This window comes from Mesorhizobium sp. 01N446 (genome assembly GCF_056399285.1).
In genome coordinates, this window is record NZ_JBFTRA010000001.1 from 927773 (window position 1) to 952584 (window position 24812).

A 24812-nucleotide genomic window follows, 5' to 3' on the forward strand; every position below is an offset into this window, starting at 1 on the left:
TTTTGGACCTATTTCGCGTAAGGACCTTCCGCCGCGATCTCGCGTCCCAGCCGCACCGTTTCACTGATCAGAAGGTCGAGGTCCTCGCGCCTTGTGCGGTGGTTGGCGATCGCCACGCGCAGCCAGTGTTCGCCATGCACGGTGGTATCGGAAAGGACGGCAATGCCCAGTTCCTGCAACCGCAGCATGATCTCGGTGTTGAGCGTCTTCAGCGCCTCGCCGGCAACGCCGGGCTGATAGCGGAAGCAGACGATGTTGATGGTCGGTGACATGGCCAGCTGCAGTGACGGCTCGGCCTCGATCCTCCCGGCGAGATAGGAGGCCTGCGCAATGTTCTGGTCGATCAGGCGGCCGAATTTGTCGACGCCATGCTCTTTCAGCGCCATCCAGACCTTGAGCGCGCGAAAGCCGCGCGAGGTCTGCAGGCCGTAATCGTGCAGCCACTCGCCGGAAGCAAGACCGCGCGGCGTCGATTCCAGATATTCCGGCGTCACCGCGAAGGTCCGACGATGCGCCACCGCATCCCTGACCAACGCACAGCCGACCTCGAACGGCGCGTGCAGCCATTTGTGCGGATCGAGCGCTACCGAATCCGCCCATTCGATGCCGGCAACGCGGTGCGCATTGTCCGGCGCAATTGCGATCAGCGCGCCGATGCAGCCATCGACATGGAACCACAGGCCTTCCTCATGCGCGAGCTTGGCGAGCGCCCGCAGATCGTCGATCGCGCCGGTGTTGACCGTGCCGGCATTGCCGATGACGCAGGCCGGCTTGAAGCCGGCTGCGCGGTCTTCAACGATCGCCGCCCGCAGGGCCGGTATGTCGATGCGCAGGCCGGCGTCGGTTGGGATGCGGCGCAGCGCCCTGTTGCCGAGGCCCAGCGCTTCCATCGCCTTGCGGTGGCAGGAGTGAATCTGGTCCGAGCCATAGAAGCGCAGCGGCTTTTCGATCGCCGCGACGCCGTGCTCGCGCACGTCGATGCCGGCCCTGGTGTTGCGCGCCACGGTCAGGCCGATGATGTTGGCCACCGAGCCGCCGCTGACCAGCGTGCCGGAGGCGGAAGCGGGAAAGCCCAGCATCTCTTTGCACCAGTTGACCACCTGGCTGTCCATCAGCCCGGCGGCGTGGTTGCCGCCGGCGAGATTGGAGCCCTGGATTGCCGCCAGGAAATCGCCGAGCGCGCCGGTGAAGTTGCTCGACCCCATATACCACGCCCAGAAGCGCGGATGGATGTTGCCCATAGGGTAGGACATCACGGTGCGCGAGACCTCGCCGTAGACGGCGGCCAGCGGCGCGGGGAAGTGAGGCAAGGGTGCCGCGAAGGCTTCTCGCACCTCGGCCGGCATCTCCCGCCAGGCCGGGCGGTCCCTGACATTGCCGAGGTAATCGACGGCATCGTCGATGACCTGGTGCGACAGGGCCTGGACGGCGGCCCAGTCGGCGGGGTCGAGCGTTTCCTCGGCCAGCAGCCCAAGGGATTCCTGCGCGATGTCCATGGCCGGGCTCCCGTCAAGCCGCCGGAAACTGGCAGCCGGGCGTCGAGCGCGACAGCGCCATCTCGTCGGCGTCCATCTCGGCCTCGATGCCGTCGAACAGCGGCGTCGACATATAGCGCTCGCCGGTGTCGGGCAGCATGCACAGGATCACCGATCCGGCTGGCGCCTTCTCCGCGACCTGCCGCGCCACGGCGAAGGTGGCGCCGCCGGAAATGCCGGTGAAGATGCCTTCCTTCTGCGCCAGGGCCTTGGCCCATTTGATGCCTTCGGGCCCGGCGATCGGCATCACCTCGTCATAGAGGCTGGTGTCGATCGCTTCCTGCAGGACATTGGGGATGAAATCCGGCGTCCAGCCCTGGATGGGATGCGGCTCGAAGGCCGGATGGCTGGCCGCAGGCGCGCCATGGGCACCGCGCTGCTGCGCCTTGCCGCTGCCGATAAGCTGGGCATTGGCCGGCTCGGAGAGCACGATGCGGGTGTCCGGCCGTTCGCGGCGCAACACGCGCGCCACGCCGACGACGGTGCCGCCGGTGCCATAGCCGGTGACGAAGCAGTCGAGCCGCGAGCCGGTGAAATCATTGACGATTTCGCGTGCCGTGGTGGCTTCGTGGATGGCGGCGTTGGCGGCGGTCTCGAACTGGCGGGCGAGGAACCAGCCATTGGCCTCGGCCAGCTCGACCGCCTTCTTGTACATGCCAAAACCCTTTTCGGCGCGCGGCGTCAGCACCACCTTGGCGCCGAGCATGCGCATCAGCTTGCGGCGCTCGACCGAAAAACTGTCGGCCATGGTGACGACCAGCGGATAACCCTTCTGCGCACAGACCATGGCAAGCCCGATGCCGGTGTTGCCGCTGGTCGCCTCGACCACCGTCTGGCCGGGCTTCAACGCGCCGCTGCGCTCGCCCTCCTCGATGATGTTGAGCGCCAGCCGGTCCTTCACCGAGGCGGCGGGGTTGAAGAACTCGGCCTTGACGTAGATCGTCGCATGGGCCGGTCCGAGATTGTTGATGCGGATCACCGGCGTGTCGCCGACCGTGTCCAGAATGCTGTCGAACAGGCGGCCGCGCCCGGCGGTGGTTCTGATTTTCCGTTGCTGCAACATGGAAGAACTCCTTGTCTGTGCTCGTTGTCATCACAGGCCGGTTACAAACCGGCGGGTTGGGCGGCGAGATTTCGAGACCTTGCCGCGCTAGGACTGACGTGCCGGCGATGCGGCAACAGCCGCATGCGGCGCGCGATTTGCCGCCGGATGCGCCGTGTCGTGTTTGGTCATAGGGCATGGGCCGACGGGCCAGCGTGGGAGCAGGCGTGGAAACTGACGTGGAATCCGCACCATCGAGGCTGGACGGCGACAGGCCGGTGCTTTCCGTGCGCCTGCTCGGAGCGCTGGAGATCCTGCGTGATGGCGCGCCGGTGGCGCTGCCGGCCTCGCGGAAGCTGCGCGCGCTGTTGGCCTATCTGGCGCTGGCGCCGCACGCCGTGGGTCGCGGCCGCCTGTGCGAGCTGCTGTGGGACGTGCCCAACGATCCCCGCGGCGAATTGCGCTGGTGCCTGAGCAAGCTGCGCGCCGCCCTCGACACGCCGGACCGGCGCCGGGTCACCACCCAGGGCGATACGGTCGCGCTCGATCTCGACGGCTGCCTTGTCGACGCGCTGGAGGTTAGCCACGCCGCCGCGCAAGGAATCGCCACGCTGGATGCGGAGCGGCTGCGCGCGCTGGCAGAGTTCTTCGCCGGTGATCTGCTCGACGGACTGGTGCTCGAGCGAAGCCCGCTCTTCGACAGCTGGCTGATCGCCCAGCGCCGGCGTTTTCACGCATTCCACGCCGCCATATTGGAACAGCTTGCTGCAACCGATCCGGCCGGCTCGCCTGAAATGTCCACGCATCTCGACAAATGGGTCGAGCTGGCGCCCTTCGACACCCGCGCGCATCTGGCCTTGCTGTCCAATCTGGCGAAGCGCGGCGAGATTGGCGCGGCCGAGCAGCATCTGGCTTCGGCGGAACGGTTGTTTCGGTCCGAGGACCTGGATTTCGCCCCGCTTCGCGCGGCCTGGCAGACAATCCGCGACCAACCGTCCGGCACCTCGCTCAAGGCGCAGCCGGCCGGCCCGTCCACATCACCGCAATTGGCCCCAACGGGTGATGCCGGTCCGGTCGAACCCAGCCACGCTTCGCTGGCGGTGATGCCGTTTGTCGACGAAAGCGGCGCGCGCGGCGGGCTGGCCGACGGTTTCACCCACGACATCATCACCCGGCTTGCCAAGCTCAGGGATTTCTTCGTCATCGCGCGCGGGTCGGTGTTCGCGCTGGCCGAGAAAGCCATCGCACCGGAGGAGGCCGGCAGAAAGCTTGGCGTCGACTATGTCGCCACCGGCACGGTGCGCAGCACGGCCAGCCGGCTGATCGTCAGCGTCGAGCTGGTCCAGGTGCGCACCGCCAGGATCGTCTGGGCGGAGACCTTCGAGCGCAGGCCCGACGACCTCTTCGCCGTGCTCGACGATATCGGCGACAGTATCGTGTCGTCGATCTCGGCCGAGATCGAAACGGTCGAGCGCAACCGCGCCATGCTGAAGGCGCCCAATTCGCTCAACGCCTGGGAGGCCTATCATCGTGGCCTCTGGCACATGTACCGCTTCACCCAGGCCGAGAACGAGCAGGCGCGGCATTTCTTCGACAAGGCCTTGCAGCTCGACCCGACCTTTGCCCGCGCCTATGCCGGTCTGTCCTTCACCCACTGGCAAAATGCCTTCCAGCGCTGGGGCGACCGCGACCGCGAAAGCGCGCTGGCCTATGAGAGCGCCGGCCACAGCCTGCTGATCGACGATCACAATCCGGCCGCACACTGGGCGATGGGCCGGGCGCTGTGGCTGCGCGGCGAGCGGGACGGGTCGCTCGCCGAACTGGGGCGGGCGGTGGACCTCAGCCCCAATTTCGCGCTCGGCCATTACGCGCTGTCCTTCGTCCATTCGCAGTCGGGCGACCCGCAGGCGGCGATAAGCTCGTCGGACCATTCGCGGCATCTCAGCCCCTTCGACCCGCTGCTGTTCGGCATGCTGGGGTCGCGCGCCATGTCGCATGTCCGGCTCGGCCAGTTCGAGGAGGCGGCCGAGTGGGCACTGAAGGCGGCGGCGCGGCCCAATGCGCACACCATCATCCTGGCGATCGCCGCGCACTGCCTGGCGCTGGCCGGCCGCCTCGACGAGGCGCGCGGCTTTGCCGCCGCCATCCGCAAGACATTGCCTGATTATCGCGCCGACGATTTCATCGGCACCTTCCGCTTCGACCCCGATGCCGAGGCGCTGTTCCGGCAAGGCGCCAGAAGGATCGGGCTCAGCTGATTTCGCGCCTGAAGCCCGCCGTTAACGAAGTCGGAAGGAGTTGCTTAACCGTTCACCTCTATGTGACCCCTCGGGGGGTCCATGGCAAAGTGAGTATGATGAGCGACAGCCCCGACAAGCGCAGCGAATGGCGCGCCATTCTTCATGTACAGGCCCGCGTCGCGGTGCTGTTCGTTCCCGTCGTCGCCAGCCTGCTGATCATAGCCGCCCTTGCCGGCAACGACCGCAAATCCGTTCCCGACGTCGACCGCACGGTCACCGGGTCCGTGCGATAGGCGGAGCGGCTCCGAGCCGCCTGTCGGGAAGCCCCGAACTTGTGTCATGCCTTGACAGGCGGACGCCATGAAGGTGTGTCGGGCGGTTGGCGTGCGCTATCGGCGCCTCATCATTTGGCGCTAAGGTCGCCAATGGCCGCGACACTGAGTGAATGGGCACGAACGATCAAGCGCGACGTGCATGCGCTCTACCTCGCCGCGCGCGATCCCCGAACGCCGTGGTACGCCAAGGCGCTTGCCGTGTGCGTCGCAGGTTACGCCTTGTCGCCGATCGACCTGATTCCCGATTTCATCCCTCTGGTTGGCTATCTCGACGACGCGATCCTGGTCCCCTTGGGCATCCTTGCCGTGGTCAAGATGATACCGCCCGAGGTCATGGCGGAACACCGGGAGGCCGCCGCCCTTGCCGTCGACAGGCCGGTGAGCCGTGGCGCGGCGGTGATCATCGCCTGTATCTGGGTCGCTTCGGTCGCGCTGGCGGGATGGCTGGGCTATCGCTACTTCGTGGGCTGATCGAAGCCGCGTCCCGCGCCTGGCTAGGGGATTTTGGTCACCAGATTGTCCAGACGGGAGTTTCTCGCAGTAAGCCAGCCGCACCATGAGAGGAACCCCGATCTGGGAGACGCCCATCATCGTTTCATCGAGAAACGGGCTGATGCCGGCCGCGGCATTTATCCAGTGTGTTAAAGCTACATCGATTTGGCGTGGGTTTCCGTGGCTGGTTGTGAGGTGGATTCTTGAAACCCGTCGATGAACACCGCATCCATCAGATCTTCGAAGTCAGCGTATGGCTGAAGGGTGTGCACGCCCTGATCGAATCCATCGGCGGGATCCTGCTCTATGTCGTCACGACCGATACCATCGCCTCCTGGGTCAACGCCCTCACCGCGGATGAACTGATCGAGGATCCGAATGATTTCATAGCTGGCCATCTGTCGCAGATGGCCAGCCATTTCTCGATCGCCAGCAAGGAGTTTTATGCCTTTTACCTGCTCAGCCACGGCCTGATAAAGCTTGCCCTGGTTATCGGGCTTTTGCGAGGCAAGCTCTGGTCTTATCCGGCATCGCTCGCGGCGTTGGGCTTGTTCATGATCTACCAGGTCTACCGCTACTCATACACCCAGTCATTCGGCCTGCTGGTGCTGACCGTCTTCGATGCTGCCGTCATGGTGTTGATCTGGCACGAATGGCGGATCGTGCGACAGCACAAGCCGGCATGACGTTTCCCTGACGCGAGGAACCCCACGCGCTGCCGGACATTGTGTTCCAGGACAGAACCTGGAGGACGTGATGACCCGAGCCCTCGACGTCAACGACAACACCGAAGAAAACCCGGAGCACCCGCCGCAGCCGCGGACCGGCGACCGTCTGAAGAAAAAGCCGGTCGAAGGCAAAGCCTTCCAGGTGAACGAGAACAGCGTCGACAATCCGGCGCCCGCGCCGGCGACGCCAAAGCGGGACTGATCGCTGTCAGGGCGTGCTTTGCGGCAGCATGCGCTTGAGCACGTCGTCCTTGCGGATGAAATGATGCCACAGCGCCGCCGCCGCATGCACGCCGGCAAGGATGAGGATCGAATTGGCGCAGAGGCTGTGCAGCTCCCTGATGAACCGGGCCGTGTCGCGATCCGGCGAAACCGGAGCCGGGATGGTGAAAAGACCGAAGAAGCTCAAGGCATCGCCCCTGTACCAGGTCAGCAGGATGCCGAGCACAGGAATGGCCACCAGCAGCGCGTAAAGCAGAAGATGCGCGACCTTGGCCGCCCATCGTTCGAGCGGTGACATTTCCTGAGGCAGTCCGGGCGTCCCAAGCGTCAGGCGCAGGCCGACACGGATGACGACCAGCGCGAAAAGCAGCAGCCCGAACGAAATGTGCAGCCACCAGACGAACGCGCGGCCGGGATCGCCGCGCGGAAAGAGCTCCTCCAGATAGGTCAGGCCATAAAGGCCGATGACCAGCAGAAACACCGCCCAGTGAATGGCCTTCTGCGCGCTTGTGTAGGTGGGTTGCATGCGAGGCTTCCAGTTTTGAATGTTTCTAAACTAGCCGCGATCATGTCAAAGCTTTGTCCGGCGACGATCCCGTTGGCCGCGCCCGAAAACGACAAAAAGCCCGGACGAACCGGGCTTTTCGGATTCTTGATCGTCGAGCGGTTCGAACTCTGCTTTCCGGCCGGCTTAATAAAACCTTGGGATCGGGCCGTTCTGCGGTGTCGTGCGGTCGCCGAGGTCGAGAAAGACCTCGTCGACATAGCACCAGCCCCAGCCTTCCGGCGGATCGTAGCCCTCGATGACGGGATGGCTGGTGGCGTGGAAATGCTTTGTCGCGTGGCGGTTGGGCGAGTCGTCGCAGCAGCCTACATGGCCGCAGGTGCGGCAAAGCCGCAGATGCACCCACCACGAGCCGCTTTTCAGGCATTCCTCGCAGCCGAGCGCGCTCGGCGTCACGTCCTTGATCCCGGCCGCATGCTTGCATTCGTCCGCCATCACACTCTCCTAGCTATCTTTTCGTTGAAGCATGATCTTTTCCGAAAACCGGTTCCCACTTTTCGGGATCATGCTTTGCGTTGCGCCGGCGTGGTCACCGTCCCGCGCGAGATAGGCATGCAAGGCCGCGACCACCTGGGCGCCCTCGCCGACGGCCGCCGCGACGCGCTTGACCGAACCGCAACGCACGTCGCCGATGGCAAACACGCCGCTGCGGCTGGTCTCCATCAGGCCATGTTCCGGTCCGAGCTCCGATCCGGTGCGGATGAAGCCCTTGGCATCCAGCGCCACATTGCATTGCGCCAGCCAGTCCGTATTCGGGTCGGCGCCGATGAACAGGAAGAGATGGCGGATCGGGCGCGTCGTCTCCTCGCCGCTGACGCGGTTGCGCCAGCGGACAGTGGCAAGGTTGCCGTCCTCGCCGTCCAGCGCCTCGATTTCGGTCTCGGTCAGCACCTCGATGTTCGGCTGCGCCTTGATACGCTCGACCAGATAGCGCGACATCGAGGCATCGAGGCTGCCGCCGCGCGCCAGCAGCGCCACCTTGCGCGCATGGCTGGCGAGGTAGACCGCCGCCTGGCCGGCCGAATTGCCGGCGCCGACCAGCGCCACTTCCTGGCTGGCGCAAAGCCGGCCTTCGATGGGCGAGGCCCAATAGTGCACGGAGGTGCCCTCGAACTGCGACAGGTTGGCGACGTCGAGGCGGCGGTAGCGCGCGCCGCTGGCGATCACCACGCTGCGCGTGCGCACCGTCTCGCCATCGCCGACATCGAGCAGGTAACGGGCGCCTGAATTGTCGGTCGCCGCGCTCAAAAGCTTCGCCTCGTCGGGGATCACCATTTCGACGCCGAATTTCTGCGCCTGGTTGTAGGCGCGCGCCATCAGCGCCATGCCGGTGATGCCGGTGGGGAAGCCGAGATAATTCTCGATGCGCGAGGAGGCGCCGGCCTGCCCACCAAAGGCCCGGCAATCGAGCACGATGGTCGACAGCCCTTCCGACGCCGCATAGACGGCCGCGGCCAGCCCCGCGGGCCCGGCGCCGACAATGGCGACATCATAAAGCGTGTCCGCGTCGATCGGCCTAAGCAGGCCGATGCAGCGGGCGAGGTCCTTCTCGCTCGGATTCATCAGCAGCCTGCCGTTCGGGCACAGCACCACCGGCAGATGGTGCGGATCGACCTCGAAGCGCTCGACCAGGGTTTTGGCGCAGGGGTCGCTGCCGGAATCGAGCACGCGGTGCGGCTGGCCGCTGCGGGCCAGGAAACCCTGCAGCCGCAGCACGTCGGCATTGCCTGATGGTCCGATGATGATCGGACCGCTGGTGGCGCTTTCCAGCAGTCCGACGCGGCGCAGGATCAGCGCCCGCATGATGCGCTCGCCGAGATTGGCCTCCTGCACCATCAGGTCGCGCACGCGCCGCGAGGGGATGACGAAGGCCTCGACCGGTTCGGCGGCCTCGGCATTGACCAGTGAAGGCCGGGCCGAAAGCTGCGCCAGCTCGCCGACAAAGCTGCCCGGACCGTGGGTGACGATCGTCTCGCGCCGGCCGAGCCCATCCTGCGTGATATCGACCTTGCCCGACAGCACGACGATCAGGCCGGGCGCGACATCGCCGGCCTTGATGATGTGCTCGCCGGCGGCATAGGCGCTGGCCTCGCCGAAGCGGCGCATATGGTCGATGTCAGCCTCGCTCAGCGTGGGAAAGGCCTGATCGCGACGGGCGCCGAAGATTGCGGTGCTGGATTGAGACATGAGCGGGAGCGTAGCGAAGAGGCCGCGCGGTTTGAAGCGGTTTGTTCGGGGACTGGCCAGGAGGGGAGGTTTGCCCTCTGCGCTTCGTCATCCTCAGCCCGGGGATCCGCGACGATGATCCGCCCGGAAATGACCAAGTCCGTGGGCAAGATTTATGAGAAGGAATTCGCTCGTCCCGTTGGTAGTCGGGAAAAAATGGTGCCCAGAAGAGGACTCGAACCTCCACTCCTTGCGGAACACGGACCTGAACCGTGCGCGTCTACCAATTCCGCCATCTGGGCTGGTGCGGGCTCATGTAAGCGGGCAAGCGATGGCTGTCAACGCGCTTTTTTGAGGGCCGATGCTCGCCGGCTCAGTTTCGGGCGTTGGCGCCGCCCCTCACCTGCCTGCCGGCATCCTCTCCCCGTATAGAGACGGGGAGAGGGACGCTCTCATCACCGATTTCGCCAATCGCCGGCGTTTCGGCCAGCAGCCCCTACTCCCCGTCACTATACGGGGAGAAGGTCCCGGCAGGGGGATGAGGGGCAGCGCCGACTTTTACAATTGATGACCGAGGCTTATCGCCGTCAGCCCTCCAACACTTCCTTCGACGCCACGGTCGAATCAGCGTTGAGCTGGTAGATGACCGGTACGCCGGTGCCGAGTTCCAGCTTGACGATCTCCTCGCCCGACTTGCCGTCCAGCGCCATGATCAGTGCGCGCAGCGAATTGCCGTGGGCGGCGACAAGCACCGTGCCGCCGCGCAGCACGTGCGGCTGCAGGTCGTGGAGGTAGTAGGGCCAGACGCGGGCGCCGGTGTCCTTCAGGCTCTCGCCGCCGGGCGGCGGCACGTCGTAGGAGCGGCGCCAGACATGCACCTGCTCCTCGCCCCATTTCTTGCGGGCATCGTCCTTGTTGAGGCCGGAGAGGTCGCCATAGTCGCGTTCGTTGAGCGCCTGGTCGCGGATGGTCTTCAGATCGCTCTGGCCCACCGCGTCGAGAATGTGCTGGCAGGTCTTCTGCGCCCGGGTCAGCGCCGAGGTGAAGGCGATGTCGAACATCAGGCCCCGCGCCTTGAGTTTTTGCCCGGCGGCCTTGGCCTCGGCGTGGCCCTGCTCGGTCAGATCGACGTCGCGCCAGCCGGTGAACAGGTTTTTCAAATTCCATTCGCTCTGGCCATGGCGCACGAGCACGAGGGTTCTCGACATGTTTGCTCCCTTCAGATTGGCAATTTGGTAGATTGGCCGTTTCAGCTCAGGCCGAGCACGTCCCGCATCGAATAGAGTCCCGGCTTCTTGCCGCGTGCCCAGAGCGCCGCCTTGACGGCGCCGCGGGCGAAGATGGCGCGGTCCTCGGCGTGATGGGACAGCGTGATGCGCTCGCCTGTGCCGGCCAGGATGACGCTGTGGTCGCCGACCACAGAGCCGCCGCGCAGCGTGGCGAAGCCGATCGTGCCGGTTTTCCGCACGCCCGTATGGCCGTCGCGTGAACGCACGTCGTTGCCGGCCAGCGCAATGCCGCGCCCGGCGGCAGCGGCCTCGCCGAGCAGCAGTGCGGTGCCCGACGGCGCATCGACCTTGTGCTTGTGATGCATCTCCAGGATCTCGATGTCGAAATCGTCGGCATCGAGCGCGCGCGCCGCCTGCTCGACCAGAACCGCCAGCAGATTGACGCCGAGGCTCATATTGCCCGACTTGACGATCGTCGCGTGGCGCGCGGCCGCCGCGATTTTCGCATTGTCGTCGACCGAACAGCCGGTCGTGCCGATGACATGGACGATGCGCGCCTGCGCCGCGTAGCCGGCGAATTCCACGGTCGAGGCCGGCGTGGTGAAGTCGAGCACGCCGTCGGCCTTGGCAAAGACCGGCAGCGGATCGTCTGATATCGGCACGTTGATGATGCCGATGCCCGCCAGCTCACCGGCATCCTTGCCGAGATGCGGCGAATCCGCGCGTTCGACCGCGCCGATGACGCGGGCGCCCGGAATGGTGTGGATGGCGCGGATCAGCGTCTGGCCCATGCGGCCGGCCGCGCCCACCACCACAAGGCCCATGTCGCCTGCCGGCTTGCCGGCTGTTGCCGATGTCTCGCTCATGCCTTGCTCCCGGCGCTGGCCTCGGTCTCAAAGTCCTGGGACGAAGTCTGGATCGGTGCGCTGTCGTCGACAAGCCCCAGCCCCTTCTTGCCCTGCACCCGGTGGAACCGTGCATAGACACTGTGCGGGTCGGCCATCAGCGCGGCATGGGAGCCTTCCTCGACCACCCTGCCCTGTTCCATGACGATGATGTGGTCGGCATTGACCACCGTCGACAGGCGGTGGGCAATGACGATCGTCGTGCGGCCTTCCATGACATGGGTCAGCGCTTCCTGGACGCGCGCTTCCGCCTCGTTGTCGAGCGCCGAGGTCGCCTCGTCGAGCAGCAGGATCGGCGCCTGGCGCACGATGGCGCGGGCGATCGAAACGCGCTGGCGCTGGCCGCCGGAAAGGGTCGAGCCGCCTTCGCCGACCGGCGTGTCGTAGCCTTGCGGCTGCTGGCGGATGAACTCGTCGGCCGCCGCCTGTTTCGCCGCGCGCTCGATCTCGGCGTCGGTGGCAGACATGCGGCCATAGCGGATGTTGTCGCGGATCGTGCCTTCGAACAGATAGGGCGACTGCGAGACATAAGCGATCGAGCCGCGCAGCGACTGCTTCGTCACCTTGGAAATGTCCTGCCCGTCGACCTCGATGGAGCCGGACTCGACATCGTAGAAGCGCTGCAGCAGCGCCACCAGCGTCGTCTTGCCGGCGCCCGACGCGCCGACGATGGCGGTCATCTTGCCGGCGGCGGCGACGAAGCTCAGCTCCTGCAGCACCGGCATCTCCTCGACATAGCGGAAGGAGACATTGTTGAAGCGCACTTCGCCTGACGTGAAGTGTGCCTCGACGGCATCCGGCGCGTCGCCCTGCTGCGGCTCGAGGTCGAGCAGTTCGTAGATCATGCGGGCGTTGACCAGCGCGCGCTCCATGCCGACCTGCATGCGCGCCAGGCGCCTCGCGGGGTCGTAGGCCAGGATCAGCGCGGTGATGAAGGAAAACACCGCGCCCGGCGGCTGGCCGAGAACCAGCGCCCGGTAGCCGGAATAGGCGATGACGGAGGTGACGGCGAGGCCGGCCAGCATGTCTGAAATCGGCGCCAGCCGCTCCGAGACGCGGGCGATCTTGTTCGAGCGCTGCTCCGCCGTGTCGGCCAAGGCGCCGATGCGGCTTGCCAGCTGGTCCTCCATGGTGAAGGCCTTGACGATGGCGATGCCTTGCGTGGCTTCCTGCACGGCGCCGATCAGCCTGGAATTGATCAGCACGGATTCCCGCGTGATGCGCCGGACGCGCCGCGTCAGGTAGACAACCGCCCAGATCAGCGGCGGTCCGATCAGCAGCGAACTCAGCGATAGGATCGGATCCTGGTAGATCATGATGCCGACAAGGCCGACCAGGGTCACCGCGTCGCGGGTGATGGATGTCAGCGTGATCGACAGGAGGTCGCGGATGCCGCCGACATTCTCGTTGACCTGCGCCGCCAGCCGGCCGGAGCGGGTGTCGTTGAAGAAGCCCACGCCGAGCTTCATCAGATGGTCGAAGATGCGCTTCTGGTAGCGCGCCACCAGATTGTTGCCGATCGTGGCCAGCGCCACCGCCTGGCCGTAGCCGGCGAAACCACGCACCAGGAAGGCGCCCATGATGCCGGCGCAAATCCACACCACCAGGTCGCCGCGCCGTTCGTAGAAGATCTGGTTGACGATCGGGCTCATGATCCACGCCGTGAAGGCGGTCGTGCCCGACACCAGCAGCATGCAGGAGACGGCGACGACATAGGACCAGCGATGATCGCGGCCGTTTTCAGCGAGGATGCGGCGCAGCACGGCGTTGACCTCGCCAACGCTGGCTTTCTGCTTGTTTGGAGCTTGAAGTGTCAAATCGGGAGCTTCGTGGGTTTTCCGCCTGGGACCGGGCTGTAATTCGGCACTCCTCTTAGCGCCATGCGGCCGGCTTGCCTATGCCCGCGGCTGATTAACTTCGTCGCGGGCGGCCCGGGCGCTTCGTGCCCGGGGGGTCAGGCCTGCCAGCGCCGGCCCGCCGTCTGGACGCCGAACAGCGAGGGGTTCCTTGCATAGGCGGCAAGGCCGAGAAGTGCGGCCAGCGGGTGGGTGATGACATAGACGGGCATGGTGCGCATCAGCGCGCTGTGCGGCGCCTTGTCCTCGAAGGCGGCGCGGAAATTGCCCTCCTTCAGCGCCGGCACGATCTTCTGCGCGATTCCGCCGGTCAAGAACACGCCGCCACGGCTCATGAACACCAGGGCAAGATCGCCGGCGGTGCGCCCGAGGCACGTAACGAAGGTCTCCAGCGCTTCCTCAGCCACCGGATCGGTCTTGGCCAGGGCCGCGCCGGTGATCTCTGCCGGCGTGGTGAAGGGCGAGGGCTTGCCGTCCGCCTTGGCCACCGCCCGGTAGACGTTGACGAGGCCGCGCCCGCACAGGATCTGCTCGCCCGAAATGCGGCCCTCGAGCTTCTCTATATGCGGGAAAACCTCGAAATCGCGCGGCGTGCGCGGGCCGATATCCATATGGCCGCCCTCGCCGGGCACCGGAATCCAGTGGCGCAGCGCATGGACCAGCCCGGCGACGCCGAGACCGGTTCCGGGGCCGAGCACGACGCGGCCGGCATTGGGCTCCGGCGTGCCGCCGCCGATCTTTTCCATATGTTCTTCGCCGAGCGCCACGACGGCCAGCGCCTGCGCCTCGAAATCGTTGAGCACGACGATGTCGCTCAGGCCGAGATTGGCGAACATCTGCCTGGGCTTGACGACCCAGGGGCAGTTGGTGAGCTCGATCTCGTCGCCATCGACCGGACCGGCCACCGCCAGCACCGCCGAATTGGGGCGGACCGACGAGCGGTCGAGCACCGCCGCCTGGATCGCCTCGTCGATCGTGTTGAAATTGGCGGTCTGGACGATCTGCGGCTCGGTCGGTTCGGAATTGGCGTCGAGCACGATCGAAAAGCGCGCATTGGTACCGCCAATGTCGCCGATCAGGATCGGAAACCGCAAAGCTGTTTCGTCTTCGCCTGCCATGCTCTTCGTCCGCCTCGTTCTCGGCAGCCTCTCACCGCCTCGTCGTTGACTAGCGCATGGCCCCGCAAAGGGAAAGCCGCTTGAGTGTCAGTTTTCGAGCGCTGGCGCCGCCCCGCATTGACGCGGCAAGAAGGGCGCCCGCGTCGAGGCCAGCTTCTTTCGCCCCGTTTACGGGGAGAAATGCCCGGCAGGGCAATGAGGGGCGGCGCCGACTTCGGAGGTTTGCCCATTCCCCAGCTCAAATTGGACGCTAGAGCGCCGTCATTTCGCGGGCGGCCGTGGCCGTGGCACCGGCGCGCCCATTCTGGGGGTCGCCGCGAAAGCATTTGCCGCGCCTGGCAAATCGGCCTCGCCACTGGCCGTGGCGGCAGGCTGCGGCGGCGTTTCCGGTTCGGGTGCGGCGACCGCGACCGGCACGGCGCCGCCATGATAGGTCGCCGCCTCGGCTGACTCTGGCCCCGGCGCTTCGAGCACGGCGCGGCATTCCTTGGGCAGGTTGGCCATGGTCATCACGTCGCGTGCCTTCGGCGCATCCGGGTTCTTGTTGGGCCGCCATGGTTCTTGCGTGAACCACCAGGCCAGCGGCTTGCCGCAGCCGTCATCATCCGGCGTCGCCTCCTGCGCCTTGCAGTTGGGCGAGCCGGGCTGGCAGCCGATGCGCATGTGGAAATGATAGTCGTGGCCCCAGAACGGCCGGATCTTGCGCAACCAGCCACGGTCGCCCTTGACGGTGTCGCAGAGCTTTTTCTTGATCCCGGGATTGACCAGGATGCGCTCGACTTGCGCGTAGCTCGCCGCCCGCTTCAAGAGCGCGGTGTGCTGCGGCGTCCACAGCGCGTCCTTTACCAGATGGGTCTTCTCGTCGACCATCAAGGTGGCGCTCATCGATTCGCGCTGCGCCCTGGTCATGGTGCGGTCCGGCATCGGCGTCAGCCAGACGTCGGCGTCGAGCCCGATCTGGTGCGAGGCATGGCCTGTCATCATCGGGCCGCCGCGCGGCTGCGAAATGTCGCCGATCAAAAGGCCCGGCCAGCCATCGGCAGCAGCGTCGCGCGACAGTTTCTCGATCAGCGCGATCATCGCCGGATGGCCCCAGCGCCGGTTGCGCGAGGGCCGCATGACCTGCCAGGTCGGGCCGTCCATGGGGATGGCGACACCGCCGGCGAAACAGCCCTTGGAATAGAAGCCGAAGGATTGCGGAGCGGTCGCGGTCGGCAGTTTCTCGGCGCCGAACAGGTCCTTGGCCCGTTCCTCGGACAGTGCCGGCTGCGCGGCAAGACCAAGCAGACAGAACACCGCCGCCAGCAGTGATTTCTTGCCCAGCCACATCGCTGTCTTCATGAAACCGGATCCCCACCGCATCCCAAGGCCGAATCATAGCACGCAACGCGGCCTGCTTCGATCGCCCGCTCTTTCGCCCGATCAGCCCTTCATCGGGCTGCGTGCCTCGCCGTCGCGCCAGTCGCCGCTTGCCCACATATGGTCGAAGGCGGCGCGGTAGTCCGGAAAGCGCAGGGAATAGCCCGCCGCTTTGATCGCCGCATTGGCGACACGCTTGTTCTCGCCATAGAAGGACCGCGCCATGGGCGAAAGTTGGGCGGTCTCGAAAGGAATTTCCGGTGGCGGCTCGACGCCCATCAGCGATGCGGCATAGGCGACGACATCCTGCGGCGGCGCCGGATCGTCATCGGTGACGTTGAAGATGCCGCCTTTGTTGCTTCCGACAAGCTGCCACAACGCGCCTGCGATGTCGTCGCAATGGATGCGGTTGAACACCTGGCCGGGCTTGACCAGCCGCCGCGCGGTGCCGCTCTCCAGATTGACCAGCGCATTGCGGCCCGGGCCGTAAATGCCGGACAGGCGCAAGATCGCCACCGGCCGGCCGATTTCCTCGCCGAGTTTCAGCCACGCCTGCTCGGCCTCGACCCGCATGACGGAGCGCTTCGACACCGGCCGGCACGTGGTCTTTTCGTTGACCCAGGCGCCGCCGTAGTCGCCATAGACGCCGACGGTCGAGAGATATGCGATCCATTCCAGTGCCGGCATCCCTGCGATTGCCGCCCGGGCGGCATTCAAGACGGGGTCGCCGGCCTCTTCCGGGGCAACCGAAATCACCAGATGCGTCGTTTTCTCCAGCGCCGCGCCGATTTCGTCCGTAAGCGTGCCGTCAAACTGCAGCGGGGCGATGCCGGCCTGGCGCAGCGACGCGAATTTTTCCTCGGACCGCGTCGTGCCAAGGATGGCAACGGCATCCTTGTTGGCGCGGGCAAAGGCCTTGCCGGAATAGCCGGCGCCGAAGATGAAGATCTGCTTTTGGCTCATGCATGCGCCCTGTCTGGCCGCGCCAGGCGCCATTCCTCGCGCACCGCCGCATCGTTCTCGGTTTCCAGACCGGTCACGGCCCGCTCCGCATATTCGGCATCAGCCACCAGCCGCGCCAGCGCCCATATTGCCGCGCCCCGCACCAGCGGCGAGGGATCGGCGAGCAGCGCACGCACCGGGACGGCCAGAGCGGCATCGCCGGAATTGCCGGCGGCGATCAGCACGTTGCGCACGAAACGGTCGCGGCCGATGCGCTTGATCGGCGAGCCGGAGAAGAAGGCGCGGAAGGCCGTGTCGTCCAGTTCGAGCAGGTCGGCGAGCGCCGGCTCGCGCAAATCGTCGCGCGCGGCGAGTTTGGCTTCCGACGCTGTCCGCGCGAACTTGTTCCATGGGCAGGCGGCCAGACAATCGTCGCAGCCATAGATGCGGTTGCCGATTTTTTCGCGGAATTCATGCGGGATCGGCCCCTTGTTCTCGATGGTGAGGTAGGAAATGCAGCGCCGCGCATCGAGCCGGTAGGGCGCCGGGAAAGCATCGGTCGGGCAGGCGTCGAGGCAGGCGCGGCATGAGCCGCAATGGTCGATCTCGGCGCGGTCGGGTGTGAGTTCGGCCGTGGTGAAGATGGTGCCGAGGAACAGCCAGGAGCCGTGTTCGCGACTGACCAGATTGGTGTGTTTTCCCTGCCAGCCGAGGCCGGCGGCTTGCGCCAGCGGCTTTTCCATCACCGGAGCGGTGTCGACGAACACCTTCACGTCGCCGCCGGCGCGCGCCACGATCTTGCCGGCGATTTCCTTCAGCCGGCCTTTGATCACATCGTGATAATCGCGGTTCTTCGCGTAGACGGAGATGGCGCCCAGGTTGTGCCTGGCCTGCAGGTCGCGCGGATCATGATCCGGCCCGTAATTCATCGCCAGCACGACGATCGAGCGCACGTCGGGCCAAAGCGTGGAAGGCTCGCTGCGCCGCGCAATCGTCTCGGCGATCCACTCCATCGAGCCGTGAAAACCGTCGGCGACGAATTCGGCCAGGCGCGCCGGCGCCAGCGGGATGGCATCGGGAGAGGTGACGGCAATGGCATCGAAGCCGGCGCGCTGCGCCTCCGCGTCGATCAGCGCGCGCAGTTTTGCGGCGTCAGAAATCGAGGTCCGCATAATGCGACACCGGCGACAGGCCGCGCACGCGGTCGGTCAAGAGCGGCCGGAAGGAGGGCCGCGACTTCACCCTAGTGTACCATTCGCGCGCAGCAGGGTGTTCGCGCCAGTCGATCTCGCCGAGATAGTCGAGCACCGACAGCGTCGCCGCAGCGGCGAGGTCGGCATAGGTGACCCGGCCGCCGGCCAGCCAATGGCGGGTGCCGGCCAGCCAGTTGGTGTATTTCATGTGCTGGCGGATGTTGGCGCGCGCCGCACGGATGGCGCCCGAATCGGGCGACCCGCCGCCCGCCGTTTCCGGCATGACGGGCTTCAGCACGCGTTCACGCACCAGATGGCGGGTGACTTCGCTTTCGGCCTTGTTGAGGTACCAGTCGATCAGCCGGCGGATTTCGGCGCGCTGCATCGGATCCTCGGCGAACAGCCGCTTGTCGCGCTTCAAGACGCCGCGCGTCTCGTCGAGATATTCCGAGATCACCGTCGCGCCGACAATCGGCACGTCGCCTTCGGCGAGCAGGATCGGCAGCGTGCCGGCCGGGTTCAGCGCCAGAAACTCCTTGCGCCGCGTCCACGGCTTTTCCTCGATCAGCGCCAGTTCCTCGCCATACTCGCCGAAGGCAAGGCGGACGAAGCGGCAGGTGGCGAACATCGGATGGTGGAAAAGCGTCAGCATGGTTCCGCGATGATAAAGCGCACTGGCGAATCGCCGGGCGCACCGGTAAGTCTTGGCCGCCCGGTTAGCGGGCCGTCAGGGGTGTTGCGACCTATAGGGGGAGTTCAACGCCATGACAAGCAAGCCGTTCTGTTAGCCGTCGCGCAAAGCCGAGGTAGCCATGGAAAGCCAGACCATCGTCGAAGCCCTGCTGCTCGGCCTGCTGGAGGGGCTGACCGAGTTCATTCCGGTGTCCTCGACCGGCCATATCCTGCTCGCCGGCCATTTCCTCGGCTTCAACTCCACCGGCAAGGCCTTCGAGATCCTGATCCAGCTCGGCGCCATCCTGGCGATCCTCAGCGTCTATTTCCGTCGCCTGTGGCAGATGCTGCTCGATTTGCCGCATGACCGGCTGACGCGGCATTTCGTCATCGGCATCCTGATCGCCTTCCTGCCGGCGGCGATCATTGGCGCGCTGGCGCATGATTTCATCAAGACGGTGCTGTTCGAATCGCCACGGCTGATCTGCATCATGCTGATCATCGGTGGCGTCATCCTGCTGGCGGTCGACCGCATGAACCTGAATCCGGTCTATCGCGACGTCGAGCGCTTCCCCACCCGGCTTTACCTGCAGATCGGGCTTTTCCAGTGCCTGTCGCTGATCCCCGGCACGTCGCGCTCCGGCTCGACCATTGTCGGCGCGCTGCTTTTGGGTGTCGACAAGCGCGCGGCGGCTGAGTTTTCCTTCTTCCTGGCCATCCCGACCATGGTCGGCGCCTTTGCCTTCGACCTGTTCAAGAACCGCAACGTGCTGACATCGGCCGACCTGCCGATCATCGCCATCGGCTTCGTCGCCGCCTTCGTTACCGCGCTCATCGTGGTGCGCTACCTGCTCGATTACGTCTCGCGCAACGGCTACTCGCTGTTCGGCTGGTGGCGGCTGGTGGTGGGTGGTGTCGGGTTGGTGGCGTTGATGATCTGGGGGTGAGCGAACGCGCATCGTTGTAGGCTCCCCCTCACCCGGATTGCCAACCGAATTGCGAAGGGCCATTCGGGACAATCCGACCTCTCCCCGAGGGGAGAGGAGCCTGTCAGCGCTGGCGTAGTCTCTTCTCCCCAACGGGGAGAAGGTGGCCGCGCAGCGGCCGGATGAGGGGGCGGCCTCGCACAAGCTTTTGGTCAATTCCGCCCATAAAACGCATTCTCGACATGCACCGGCCAGCGCCAGGGCAGCACCGCGACCATGTCGAAGCGCATCGACAGCCTGCCATAGTCGGGCTGGCGTGACAGCCAAATGTCGGCGGCGGCCTCGATGCGGCGTTCCGATTCGTGGCCGATCGCTTCCATGGCTTCCATCAGCGAACGCCGCGCCTTGACCTCGACGAACAGAACCAGGTCGCCGCGCCGCGCGATCAGGTCGATCTCGCCGAAGCGGGTGCGATGGCGGCGCGCGAGGATGCGGTAGCCCTTGAGCATCAGCGCGGCGGCGGCCAGCCACTCACCGCGATGGCCGCGCCGATAGGCCTTTTGGCGGCTGGCGCTCGGGCGCTCAGCCACTGCCCTCTCCGGAGGCATCCTTGAGTTCCAGCAGCCGCCGATAGAGCGCCTGTTTCTGGCCGCCGGTCATCTTTGCCGCTTCCGCCGCCGCCTTGGAGGCCGGCATTTCGGCGGCGAGCGACAGCAACAGGCGATCGATATCGGCTGGCTCGTCCGCCTTGGCCTCGGCCGGACCGACGCAGACGACGATCTCGCCCTTCGGTGTGTCGGCCGCCGCATAGTGGTCGGCCAGCGCCTGCAGTGTGCCGGTGCGCATTTCCTCGAAGGTCTTGGTCAATTCGCGTCCGATGGCGGCCTTGCGTTCGCCGCCGAGCGCCTCGACCATGGCGCCAAGCGATTCGGCCAGCCGGCGCGGCGATTCAAAAAAGATCAGCGTCGCCGGCACGGCCTTCAGGGCTTCCAGCCGCGTCAGCCGCTGCCCTGATTTCACAGGCAGAAACCCGGCAAACAGGAAGGCGTCGGACGGCAGGCCGGACGCGGTGAGCGCGGCCAGCGGTGCCGACGGGCCGGGGATCGGCACGACGCGAATGCCGTGCTCGATCGCCTCGCCGACCAGCCGGTAGCCGGGATCGGAGACCAGCGGCGTGCCGGCATCGGAAATCAGCGCCACGCTCTGTCCGGCCTGAAGTGCTGCGATCAGTTTCGGCCCGGCCTCGCCGGCATTGTGCTCATGATAGGCCGTGGTGCGGCGGCGGATGCCGTAGCGGTCGAGCAGCACGCGCGACACCCTGGTGTCCTCGCAAGCGACGATGTCGGCGGCGGCCAGCGTCTCCAGCGCGCGCAGCGTGATGTCGGCGAGATTGCCGATCGGGGTCGCCACCAGATAGAGCGCCGGCTCGAGCGGACGGGCGGGAATTTCGGTCTGCCCGACCACATAGCTGCGTCTGCCCGTCTCGTCGGTCACTGACCAAGTCTCCATTCGGCCCTGTTTGGCCTGCCAGATCTTGTTTGGCCTGCCAAACCCTTGTTTGGCATGGCTGATGCCGGCTTGCAAAAGCTCACGCCGATGTAAGGCAATCGCCATGCCTTCGCCACAGTGGGGAACCAAACCGGAATTGGCAGATTTAGCCCCTGATTCCTAAAGGGAGGACAGGATGGACAGCCTGAAGATACAGGACGCTTTCGAACCCTATTATGCCGGCCGCAAGCGCGTTGCCGCACCCAGGGACAAGCGCCTGCCTGCCAAGACCGACACCAGCCTGACCAAGCAGGCGGCAACCGCCTTGCCGACGAATGTCAGGCTTTCCGACAACGAACCAGACAGCACGACGGAGCACTGACCGTACGATGCCCAATCGCTTCGATATCTTCATCACCCGCCTTGAAACGAAAACCGCCAGGGAAGGCGTGCCGCCGCATCCGATGAACGACCAGCACAGCGTTCGCCGCGAAAAGGCCGACGCCAAACCGGCGCGGAGCGGACAAACGCATGCCGAGAAAGATCGCGGCAAGCGCCGTTTCAAGCACGACGCCTGACCAGCGCGACCTCCGTGACTGCTCGCGCTTCGTCATCTTGGGCGGGGTGATGCGGCGCGGATCAGAGGATGGCGAGGATCTGGTTCACTGGAGATACCGTGCGACTCGCGCCTTCAGAAGGTCAATCAGCTCCAGATCCATGAATTCGTAGTTGTCAGGTATATCGAGGCAGATGACCCGGGCCTTCCTCAGGCTCGCCTTGAATTTCTTCTGCAGTTTGGTGCGGTGCACCTTTTCCATGACGAAGATGATGTCGGCCCAGGCGACCAGCTCATGCGTCAGCGGCGTGTCGGCATCGTGGTTTGTGCCCGCCGACGCGACCTCGATATCCCTGCGCGTTGAAAACACCTGCTCGGCGGTCGGGCTTCGCAAGCGGTTCTGGCTGCAGACAAAGAGAACGTTTTTCAAAAGCTTCGATCTTCAATTCGGTTATTTCTACGACCAGAAACCCTCAACCGCACGCAATTACTCATCCCATATCTCTCGTATCTTTTTGCTCAAGGGGATGTACTGATCCATGGTAAGTCCATTCAGGTCGAACTCTATCGAATCGTCCTTGGCGACCGCTCTAAGCCTGATTCCTATGAAGGTGATAAAGCTGGTTACGACGCTGAATTTGCTCAGATTGCCCGTCTTTCCCTTGGTCAGGACCTTTCCATTCTTGATAAAAATCACCTCTGCCTCGTAGAAATCTTCATCCTCCGAAGGTTTCGATATCTCGCCCAGCCCAAACTCGAACACATCATCGGTGTTCAATGTCCGCAACGTCTCATGGATCAGGAACTTCATCGCAGGACCTATCTTGGATGCGGCGCGCGACGCGCCTTCGGCTGAGCAAGCCGAATTTCTAGCATCCTTGTTCAAGTCGATAAATCGTCGACCACGGTCCGGCCATGCGCCGCTGGGCCTACCGCGCCAGATCCGCTACCACGGCGTCGAGCACGATCATGCCGGCCGGCGTGGCGCGGAGCCGCGCATTGCCGATAGGCGCCACCAGCCCCTCGCCCTGCAGCACCGACAGCCGCGCGCTCGACAGGCCGCGGCCGGAAAACGCCTCGTAGCGCGACAGGTCGATGCCCTCGGCCAGCCTCAGCCCCATCAGCAGGAACTCGTCGGCCTCTTCCGAGCGGGTCAGGATCTCGCCGCCGGTGACGCCGTGGCCCTTGGCCTCGACCAGGTTGGCCCAGGTCTCCGGCATCCGCTCGGCGATCGTCACCGTGCGATGGCCGTTCTCGACAAAACGGCCATGCGCGCCGGGGCCGACGCCGACATATTCGCCATAGCGCCAATAGGTCAGGTTGTGCCGGCTCTCGGCGCCCGGCCGGGCGTGGTTGGAAATCTCGTAGGCCGGCAGGCCGTGCGCCGTGGTGATCTCCTGCGTCAACGCATAGAGGTCGGCGGCGTGGTCATTGTCGGGAATGATGAATTTCTTCGCCGCATGCAGGGCGTGGAAGGGCGTGCCTTCCTCGATGGTCAGCTGATAGAGCGAGAGATGGTCGGCGGCGTGGCCGATCGCCTGTTCAAGCTCGGCTGCCCAGGCTTCCGGCGTCTGGCCGGGCCGGGCGTAGATCAGGTCGAAGGACAGGCGCGGGAAGATTTCGCGCGCGAGCCCGATGGCGTGCAGTGCCTCATCGACATTGTGCAGACGGCCGAGGAAGCGCAAATCCTTGTCGTTCAGCGCCTGCACGCCGAGCGAGACGCGATTGACGCCGGCGGTGCGATAGCCGCGAAAGCGTTCGGCCTCGACCGAGGACGGGTTGGCCTCCAGCGTCACTTCGATGCCGTCAGGCACCGTCCAGTTCTTGGCCACCGCGTCCAGGACCCTGGCCACGGTTTCCGGCCTCATCAGCGACGGCGTGCCGCCGCCGAGAAAGATGCTGGTGACCTCGCGCGGCCCGGTGCGCTGGCGCATCGTCGCCAGCTCCGCCTCGAAGGCGGCGGCAAAGCGCTCCTGGTCGACCGGCTGGTGGCGGACATGGCTGTTGAAGTCGCAATAGGGGCATTTGGCCGCGCAGAACGGCCAGTGGATGTAGACGCCGAAGCCGGGCGTCCGGTCGAGCGGCATGGTCATGCCGTGTCCAATCATGCCGAGCCCGATCCCGGCGTATTCAACCGTGCCTGGGCGAATTTCTGGAAGGCGCGGGCGCGATGCGACAGCGCCGTCGGCTGGCCGGGTTTCCAGCCATGCTTTTCCTCGGCGCTCATCTCGCCGAACGTCTTGTCGAAGCCATTGGGCAAGAACACCGGATCGTAGCCGAAGCCGAGCTCGCCGCGCGGCGGCCAGACCAGCGTGCCCTCGGCCTCGCCGCGATAATATTCGGCCGCGCCGTCGGGAAAGGCGAGACAAATGACGGCGACGAAGCGGCCCTTGCGCTGCTCGGCCGAGGCGGCGCCGACCTCCTGCAGCGCCACTTCGGTGCGCTGCATGGCCATGGCGAAATCTCTGCTGCCGTCAGCGGTTTCGGCCCAGTTGGCGGTGTAGACGCCGGGCGCGCCGTCGAGCGCGTCGACGCAGAGCCCAGAATCGTCCGACAGCGCCGGCAGGCCGGTCGCCTTCGCGGCGGCCAGCGCCTTGATGTAGGCGTTTTCCTCGAAAGTCGTGCCGGTCTCGTCAGGCTCCGGCAGGCCATAGTCCTTGGCCGACTTCGCCTCGAAACCGAACGGCCCCATCAAATCGGCGAATTCGCGCAGCTTGCCGGCATTGTGGCTGGCGACGACGATCTTCTTGCCATCAAGTGTATGCATCAAAGGCCCCAGATTCTCGGCTCGGCGAACTCGATCGAATTGCCCGAGGGGTCGCGTATATAGAGCGAACGGCCACCTTGCGGCCATTCGAATTCGCTTTCGATGGCGATCTTCTTCGCCTCGAGATGGGCTTTCCAGCCGGCGAGCTCGTCGGCGGTCGCCGCGAAGCAGAGATGACCCTCGCCGACCGTGCCATGCGGCGGCACCGGCAGCCGGGCATCCGGCGCCAGAGGTATTTTCGTCGCTTCGGCGTTGAAGATGAGCAGCACGCCCGGCCCGCAACGGAAGAAGAGGTGGCGGCCTTCGACCTTGCCGAGGAGGATGAGGCCGAGGATGTCCGTGTAGAAGGCTTCGGCGGCGGTGAGGTCGGTGACGTAGAGTGCGGATTCCAGGATTGCAGAGGGTATCACGAGGCGCCCCCCTCTGCCCTGCCGGGCATCTCCCCCACCTGGGGGGAGATTGGCAGCTTCGCCGAC

Annotated in this window: 28 protein-coding genes and 1 tRNA gene; 8 read left to right on the plus strand and 21 right to left on the minus strand. The window is 65.4% G+C overall.

The window, feature by feature from the left end; translation table 11 throughout:
- Positions 1–8: 8 nt before the first annotated feature.
- Positions 9–1496 carry a pyridoxal phosphate-dependent decarboxylase family protein gene (locus AC1DPX_RS04285; protein ID WP_477234809.1) on the minus strand — a complete coding sequence of 496 codons (1488 nt, stop codon included), beginning with the start codon at positions 1494–1496 and terminating at the stop codon, positions 9–11.
- Positions 1497–1509: 13 nt separating this feature from the next.
- Positions 1510–2598: a PLP-dependent cysteine synthase family protein gene (locus AC1DPX_RS04290; protein WP_477234811.1), complete on the minus strand. Its 1089-nt coding sequence runs from the start codon at positions 2596–2598 to the stop codon at positions 1510–1512.
- A 176-nt stretch (positions 2599–2774) separates the two neighbouring features.
- On the opposite strand from AC1DPX_RS04290, the gene AC1DPX_RS04295 reads away from it, so the two are divergent.
- The 5 genes from AC1DPX_RS04295 to AC1DPX_RS04315 all read left to right on the plus strand — a co-directional run bounded on the left by AC1DPX_RS04295 (position 2775) and on the right by AC1DPX_RS04315 (position 6574).
- Positions 2775–4835: a transcriptional regulator gene (locus AC1DPX_RS04295; protein WP_477234813.1), complete on the plus strand. Its 2061-nt coding sequence runs from the start codon at positions 2775–2777 to the stop codon at positions 4833–4835.
- Between the two features lie 98 nt (positions 4836–4933).
- Positions 4934–5110 (plus strand): hypothetical protein, encoded by a 177-nt coding sequence (locus AC1DPX_RS04300; RefSeq protein ID WP_167334885.1) that lies wholly within the window; start codon positions 4934–4936, stop codon positions 5108–5110.
- 132 nt (positions 5111–5242) lie between these two features.
- Positions 5243–5623 carry a YkvA family protein gene (locus tag AC1DPX_RS04305; RefSeq protein WP_202356976.1) on the plus strand — a complete coding sequence of 127 codons (381 nt, stop codon included), beginning with the start codon at positions 5243–5245 and terminating at the stop codon, positions 5621–5623.
- Positions 5624–5847: 224 nt separating this feature from the next.
- Positions 5848–6330, plus strand: coding sequence for a DUF2127 domain-containing protein (locus tag AC1DPX_RS04310; RefSeq protein ID WP_477234815.1), 483 nt, complete (start codon positions 5848–5850; stop codon positions 6328–6330).
- A gap of 70 nt (positions 6331–6400) precedes the next feature.
- Positions 6401–6574 carry a hypothetical protein gene (locus AC1DPX_RS04315; RefSeq protein ID WP_202356978.1) on the plus strand — a complete coding sequence of 58 codons (174 nt, stop codon included), beginning with the start codon at positions 6401–6403 and terminating at the stop codon, positions 6572–6574.
- 6 nt (positions 6575–6580) lie between these two features.
- Here the strand turns inward: AC1DPX_RS04315 and AC1DPX_RS04320 are convergent, their stop codons facing one another.
- The 12 genes from AC1DPX_RS04320 to AC1DPX_RS04375 all read right to left on the minus strand — a co-directional run bounded on the left by AC1DPX_RS04320 (position 6581) and on the right by AC1DPX_RS04375 (position 18579).
- Positions 6581–7120 (minus strand): cytochrome b, encoded by a 540-nt coding sequence (locus AC1DPX_RS04320; protein WP_477234816.1) that lies wholly within the window; start codon positions 7118–7120, stop codon positions 6581–6583.
- Positions 7121–7285: 165 nt separating this feature from the next.
- Complete coding sequence (locus tag AC1DPX_RS04325) at positions 7286–7594, minus strand: UBP-type zinc finger domain-containing protein (protein ID WP_015314705.1); 309 nt, start codon at positions 7592–7594, stop codon at positions 7286–7288.
- 9 nt (positions 7595–7603) lie between these two features.
- Positions 7604–9346 (minus strand): FAD-dependent oxidoreductase, encoded by a 1743-nt coding sequence (locus AC1DPX_RS04330; RefSeq protein ID WP_477234818.1) that lies wholly within the window; start codon positions 9344–9346, stop codon positions 7604–7606.
- Between the two features lie 196 nt (positions 9347–9542).
- Positions 9543–9627 (minus strand) — tRNA-Leu (locus AC1DPX_RS04335).
- A 285-nt stretch (positions 9628–9912) separates the two neighbouring features.
- Positions 9913–10533, minus strand: a complete 621-nt coding sequence (locus tag AC1DPX_RS04340; protein WP_477234821.1) for a 2,3-bisphosphoglycerate-dependent phosphoglycerate mutase — start codon at positions 10531–10533, stop codon at positions 9913–9915.
- A gap of 41 nt (positions 10534–10574) precedes the next feature.
- Entirely contained in the window at positions 10575–11420 is an 846-nt protein-coding gene (gene dapB / locus AC1DPX_RS04345; RefSeq protein WP_477234823.1) for a 4-hydroxy-tetrahydrodipicolinate reductase, read from the minus strand.
- Complete coding sequence (locus AC1DPX_RS04350; protein WP_202356981.1) at positions 11417–13276, minus strand: ABC transporter ATP-binding protein; 1860 nt, start codon at positions 13274–13276, stop codon at positions 11417–11419. Before AC1DPX_RS04350 ends, dapB begins: the two co-directional genes overlap by 4 nt.
- A 137-nt stretch (positions 13277–13413) precedes the next feature.
- On the minus strand, positions 13414–14433 hold the full coding sequence (locus AC1DPX_RS04355; protein ID WP_477234825.1) for a glucokinase: 1020 nt from the start codon (positions 14431–14433) through the stop codon (positions 13414–13416).
- Between the two features lie 261 nt (positions 14434–14694).
- Positions 14695–15774, minus strand: a complete 1080-nt coding sequence (gene mepA / locus AC1DPX_RS04360) for a penicillin-insensitive murein endopeptidase (protein ID WP_477234827.1) — start codon at positions 15772–15774, stop codon at positions 14695–14697.
- Positions 15775–15855: 81 nt separating this feature from the next.
- Positions 15856–16755, minus strand: a complete 900-nt coding sequence (locus AC1DPX_RS04365; RefSeq protein WP_477234829.1) for an SDR family oxidoreductase — start codon at positions 16753–16755, stop codon at positions 15856–15858.
- A complete protein-coding gene (gene queG, locus AC1DPX_RS04370) occupies positions 16752–17906 on the minus strand; it encodes a tRNA epoxyqueuosine(34) reductase QueG (protein WP_477234831.1) in 1155 nt (384 codons plus the stop codon). The genes AC1DPX_RS04365 and queG overlap by 4 nt, the downstream gene beginning before the upstream one ends.
- The gene (locus AC1DPX_RS04375) at positions 17887–18579 is read right to left on the minus strand and encodes a glutathione S-transferase family protein (RefSeq protein WP_202356986.1); all 693 of its coding nucleotides are present in this window, start codon (positions 18577–18579) and stop codon (positions 17887–17889) included. The genes queG and AC1DPX_RS04375 overlap by 20 nt, the downstream gene beginning before the upstream one ends.
- Positions 18580–18739: 160 nt before the next feature.
- On the opposite strand from AC1DPX_RS04375, the gene AC1DPX_RS04380 reads away from it, so the two are divergent.
- Positions 18740–19546, plus strand: a complete 807-nt coding sequence (locus AC1DPX_RS04380) for an undecaprenyl-diphosphate phosphatase (protein WP_477234833.1) — start codon at positions 18740–18742, stop codon at positions 19544–19546.
- A 191-nt stretch (positions 19547–19737) separates the two neighbouring features.
- Here AC1DPX_RS04380 and AC1DPX_RS04385 read toward each other — a convergent pair whose 3' ends face one another.
- Together AC1DPX_RS04385 and rsmI are read right to left on the minus strand one after the other, a co-directional pair.
- Positions 19738–20115, minus strand: coding sequence for a YraN family protein (locus AC1DPX_RS04385; RefSeq protein ID WP_202356988.1), 378 nt, complete (start codon positions 20113–20115; stop codon positions 19738–19740).
- Positions 20108–21034, minus strand: a complete 927-nt coding sequence (gene rsmI / locus AC1DPX_RS04390) for a 16S rRNA (cytidine(1402)-2'-O)-methyltransferase (protein WP_477234835.1) — start codon at positions 21032–21034, stop codon at positions 20108–20110. The genes AC1DPX_RS04385 and rsmI overlap by 8 nt, the downstream gene beginning before the upstream one ends.
- A 175-nt stretch (positions 21035–21209) precedes the next feature.
- Here rsmI and AC1DPX_RS04395 point away from each other — a divergent pair, with 175 nt between their 5' ends.
- Both AC1DPX_RS04395 and AC1DPX_RS04400 read left to right on the plus strand, forming a co-directional pair.
- A complete protein-coding gene (locus tag AC1DPX_RS04395) occupies positions 21210–21395 on the plus strand; it encodes a hypothetical protein (protein WP_477234837.1) in 186 nt (61 codons plus the stop codon).
- Positions 21396–21402: 7 nt separating this feature from the next.
- Positions 21403–21591 carry a hypothetical protein gene (locus AC1DPX_RS04400; protein ID WP_477234839.1) on the plus strand — a complete coding sequence of 63 codons (189 nt, stop codon included), beginning with the start codon at positions 21403–21405 and terminating at the stop codon, positions 21589–21591.
- Positions 21592–21675: 84 nt separating this feature from the next.
- On the opposite strand, the gene AC1DPX_RS04405 is transcribed toward AC1DPX_RS04400, so the two are convergent.
- From AC1DPX_RS04405 to AC1DPX_RS04425, 5 genes are read right to left on the minus strand one after another with little or no spacing between them, the layout of a single operon-like run.
- Positions 21676–21999, minus strand: coding sequence for a low molecular weight protein tyrosine phosphatase family protein (locus AC1DPX_RS04405; RefSeq protein ID WP_202356992.1), 324 nt, complete (start codon positions 21997–21999; stop codon positions 21676–21678).
- A 57-nt stretch (positions 22000–22056) separates the two neighbouring features.
- Positions 22057–22455, minus strand: coding sequence for a hypothetical protein (locus AC1DPX_RS04410; protein ID WP_477234841.1), 399 nt, complete (start codon positions 22453–22455; stop codon positions 22057–22059).
- Positions 22456–22498: 43 nt separating this feature from the next.
- Complete coding sequence (hemW, locus tag AC1DPX_RS04415; protein ID WP_477234843.1) at positions 22499–23662, minus strand: radical SAM family heme chaperone HemW; 1164 nt, start codon at positions 23660–23662, stop codon at positions 22499–22501.
- Positions 23663–23673: 11 nt separating this feature from the next.
- Complete coding sequence (gene rdgB, locus AC1DPX_RS04420; protein ID WP_477234845.1) at positions 23674–24336, minus strand: RdgB/HAM1 family non-canonical purine NTP pyrophosphatase; 663 nt, start codon at positions 24334–24336, stop codon at positions 23674–23676.
- A complete protein-coding gene (locus tag AC1DPX_RS04425) occupies positions 24336–24746 on the minus strand; it encodes a VOC family protein (protein ID WP_477234847.1) in 411 nt (136 codons plus the stop codon). The genes rdgB and AC1DPX_RS04425 overlap by 1 nt, the downstream gene beginning before the upstream one ends.
- Positions 24747–24812 lie beyond the last annotated feature (66 nt).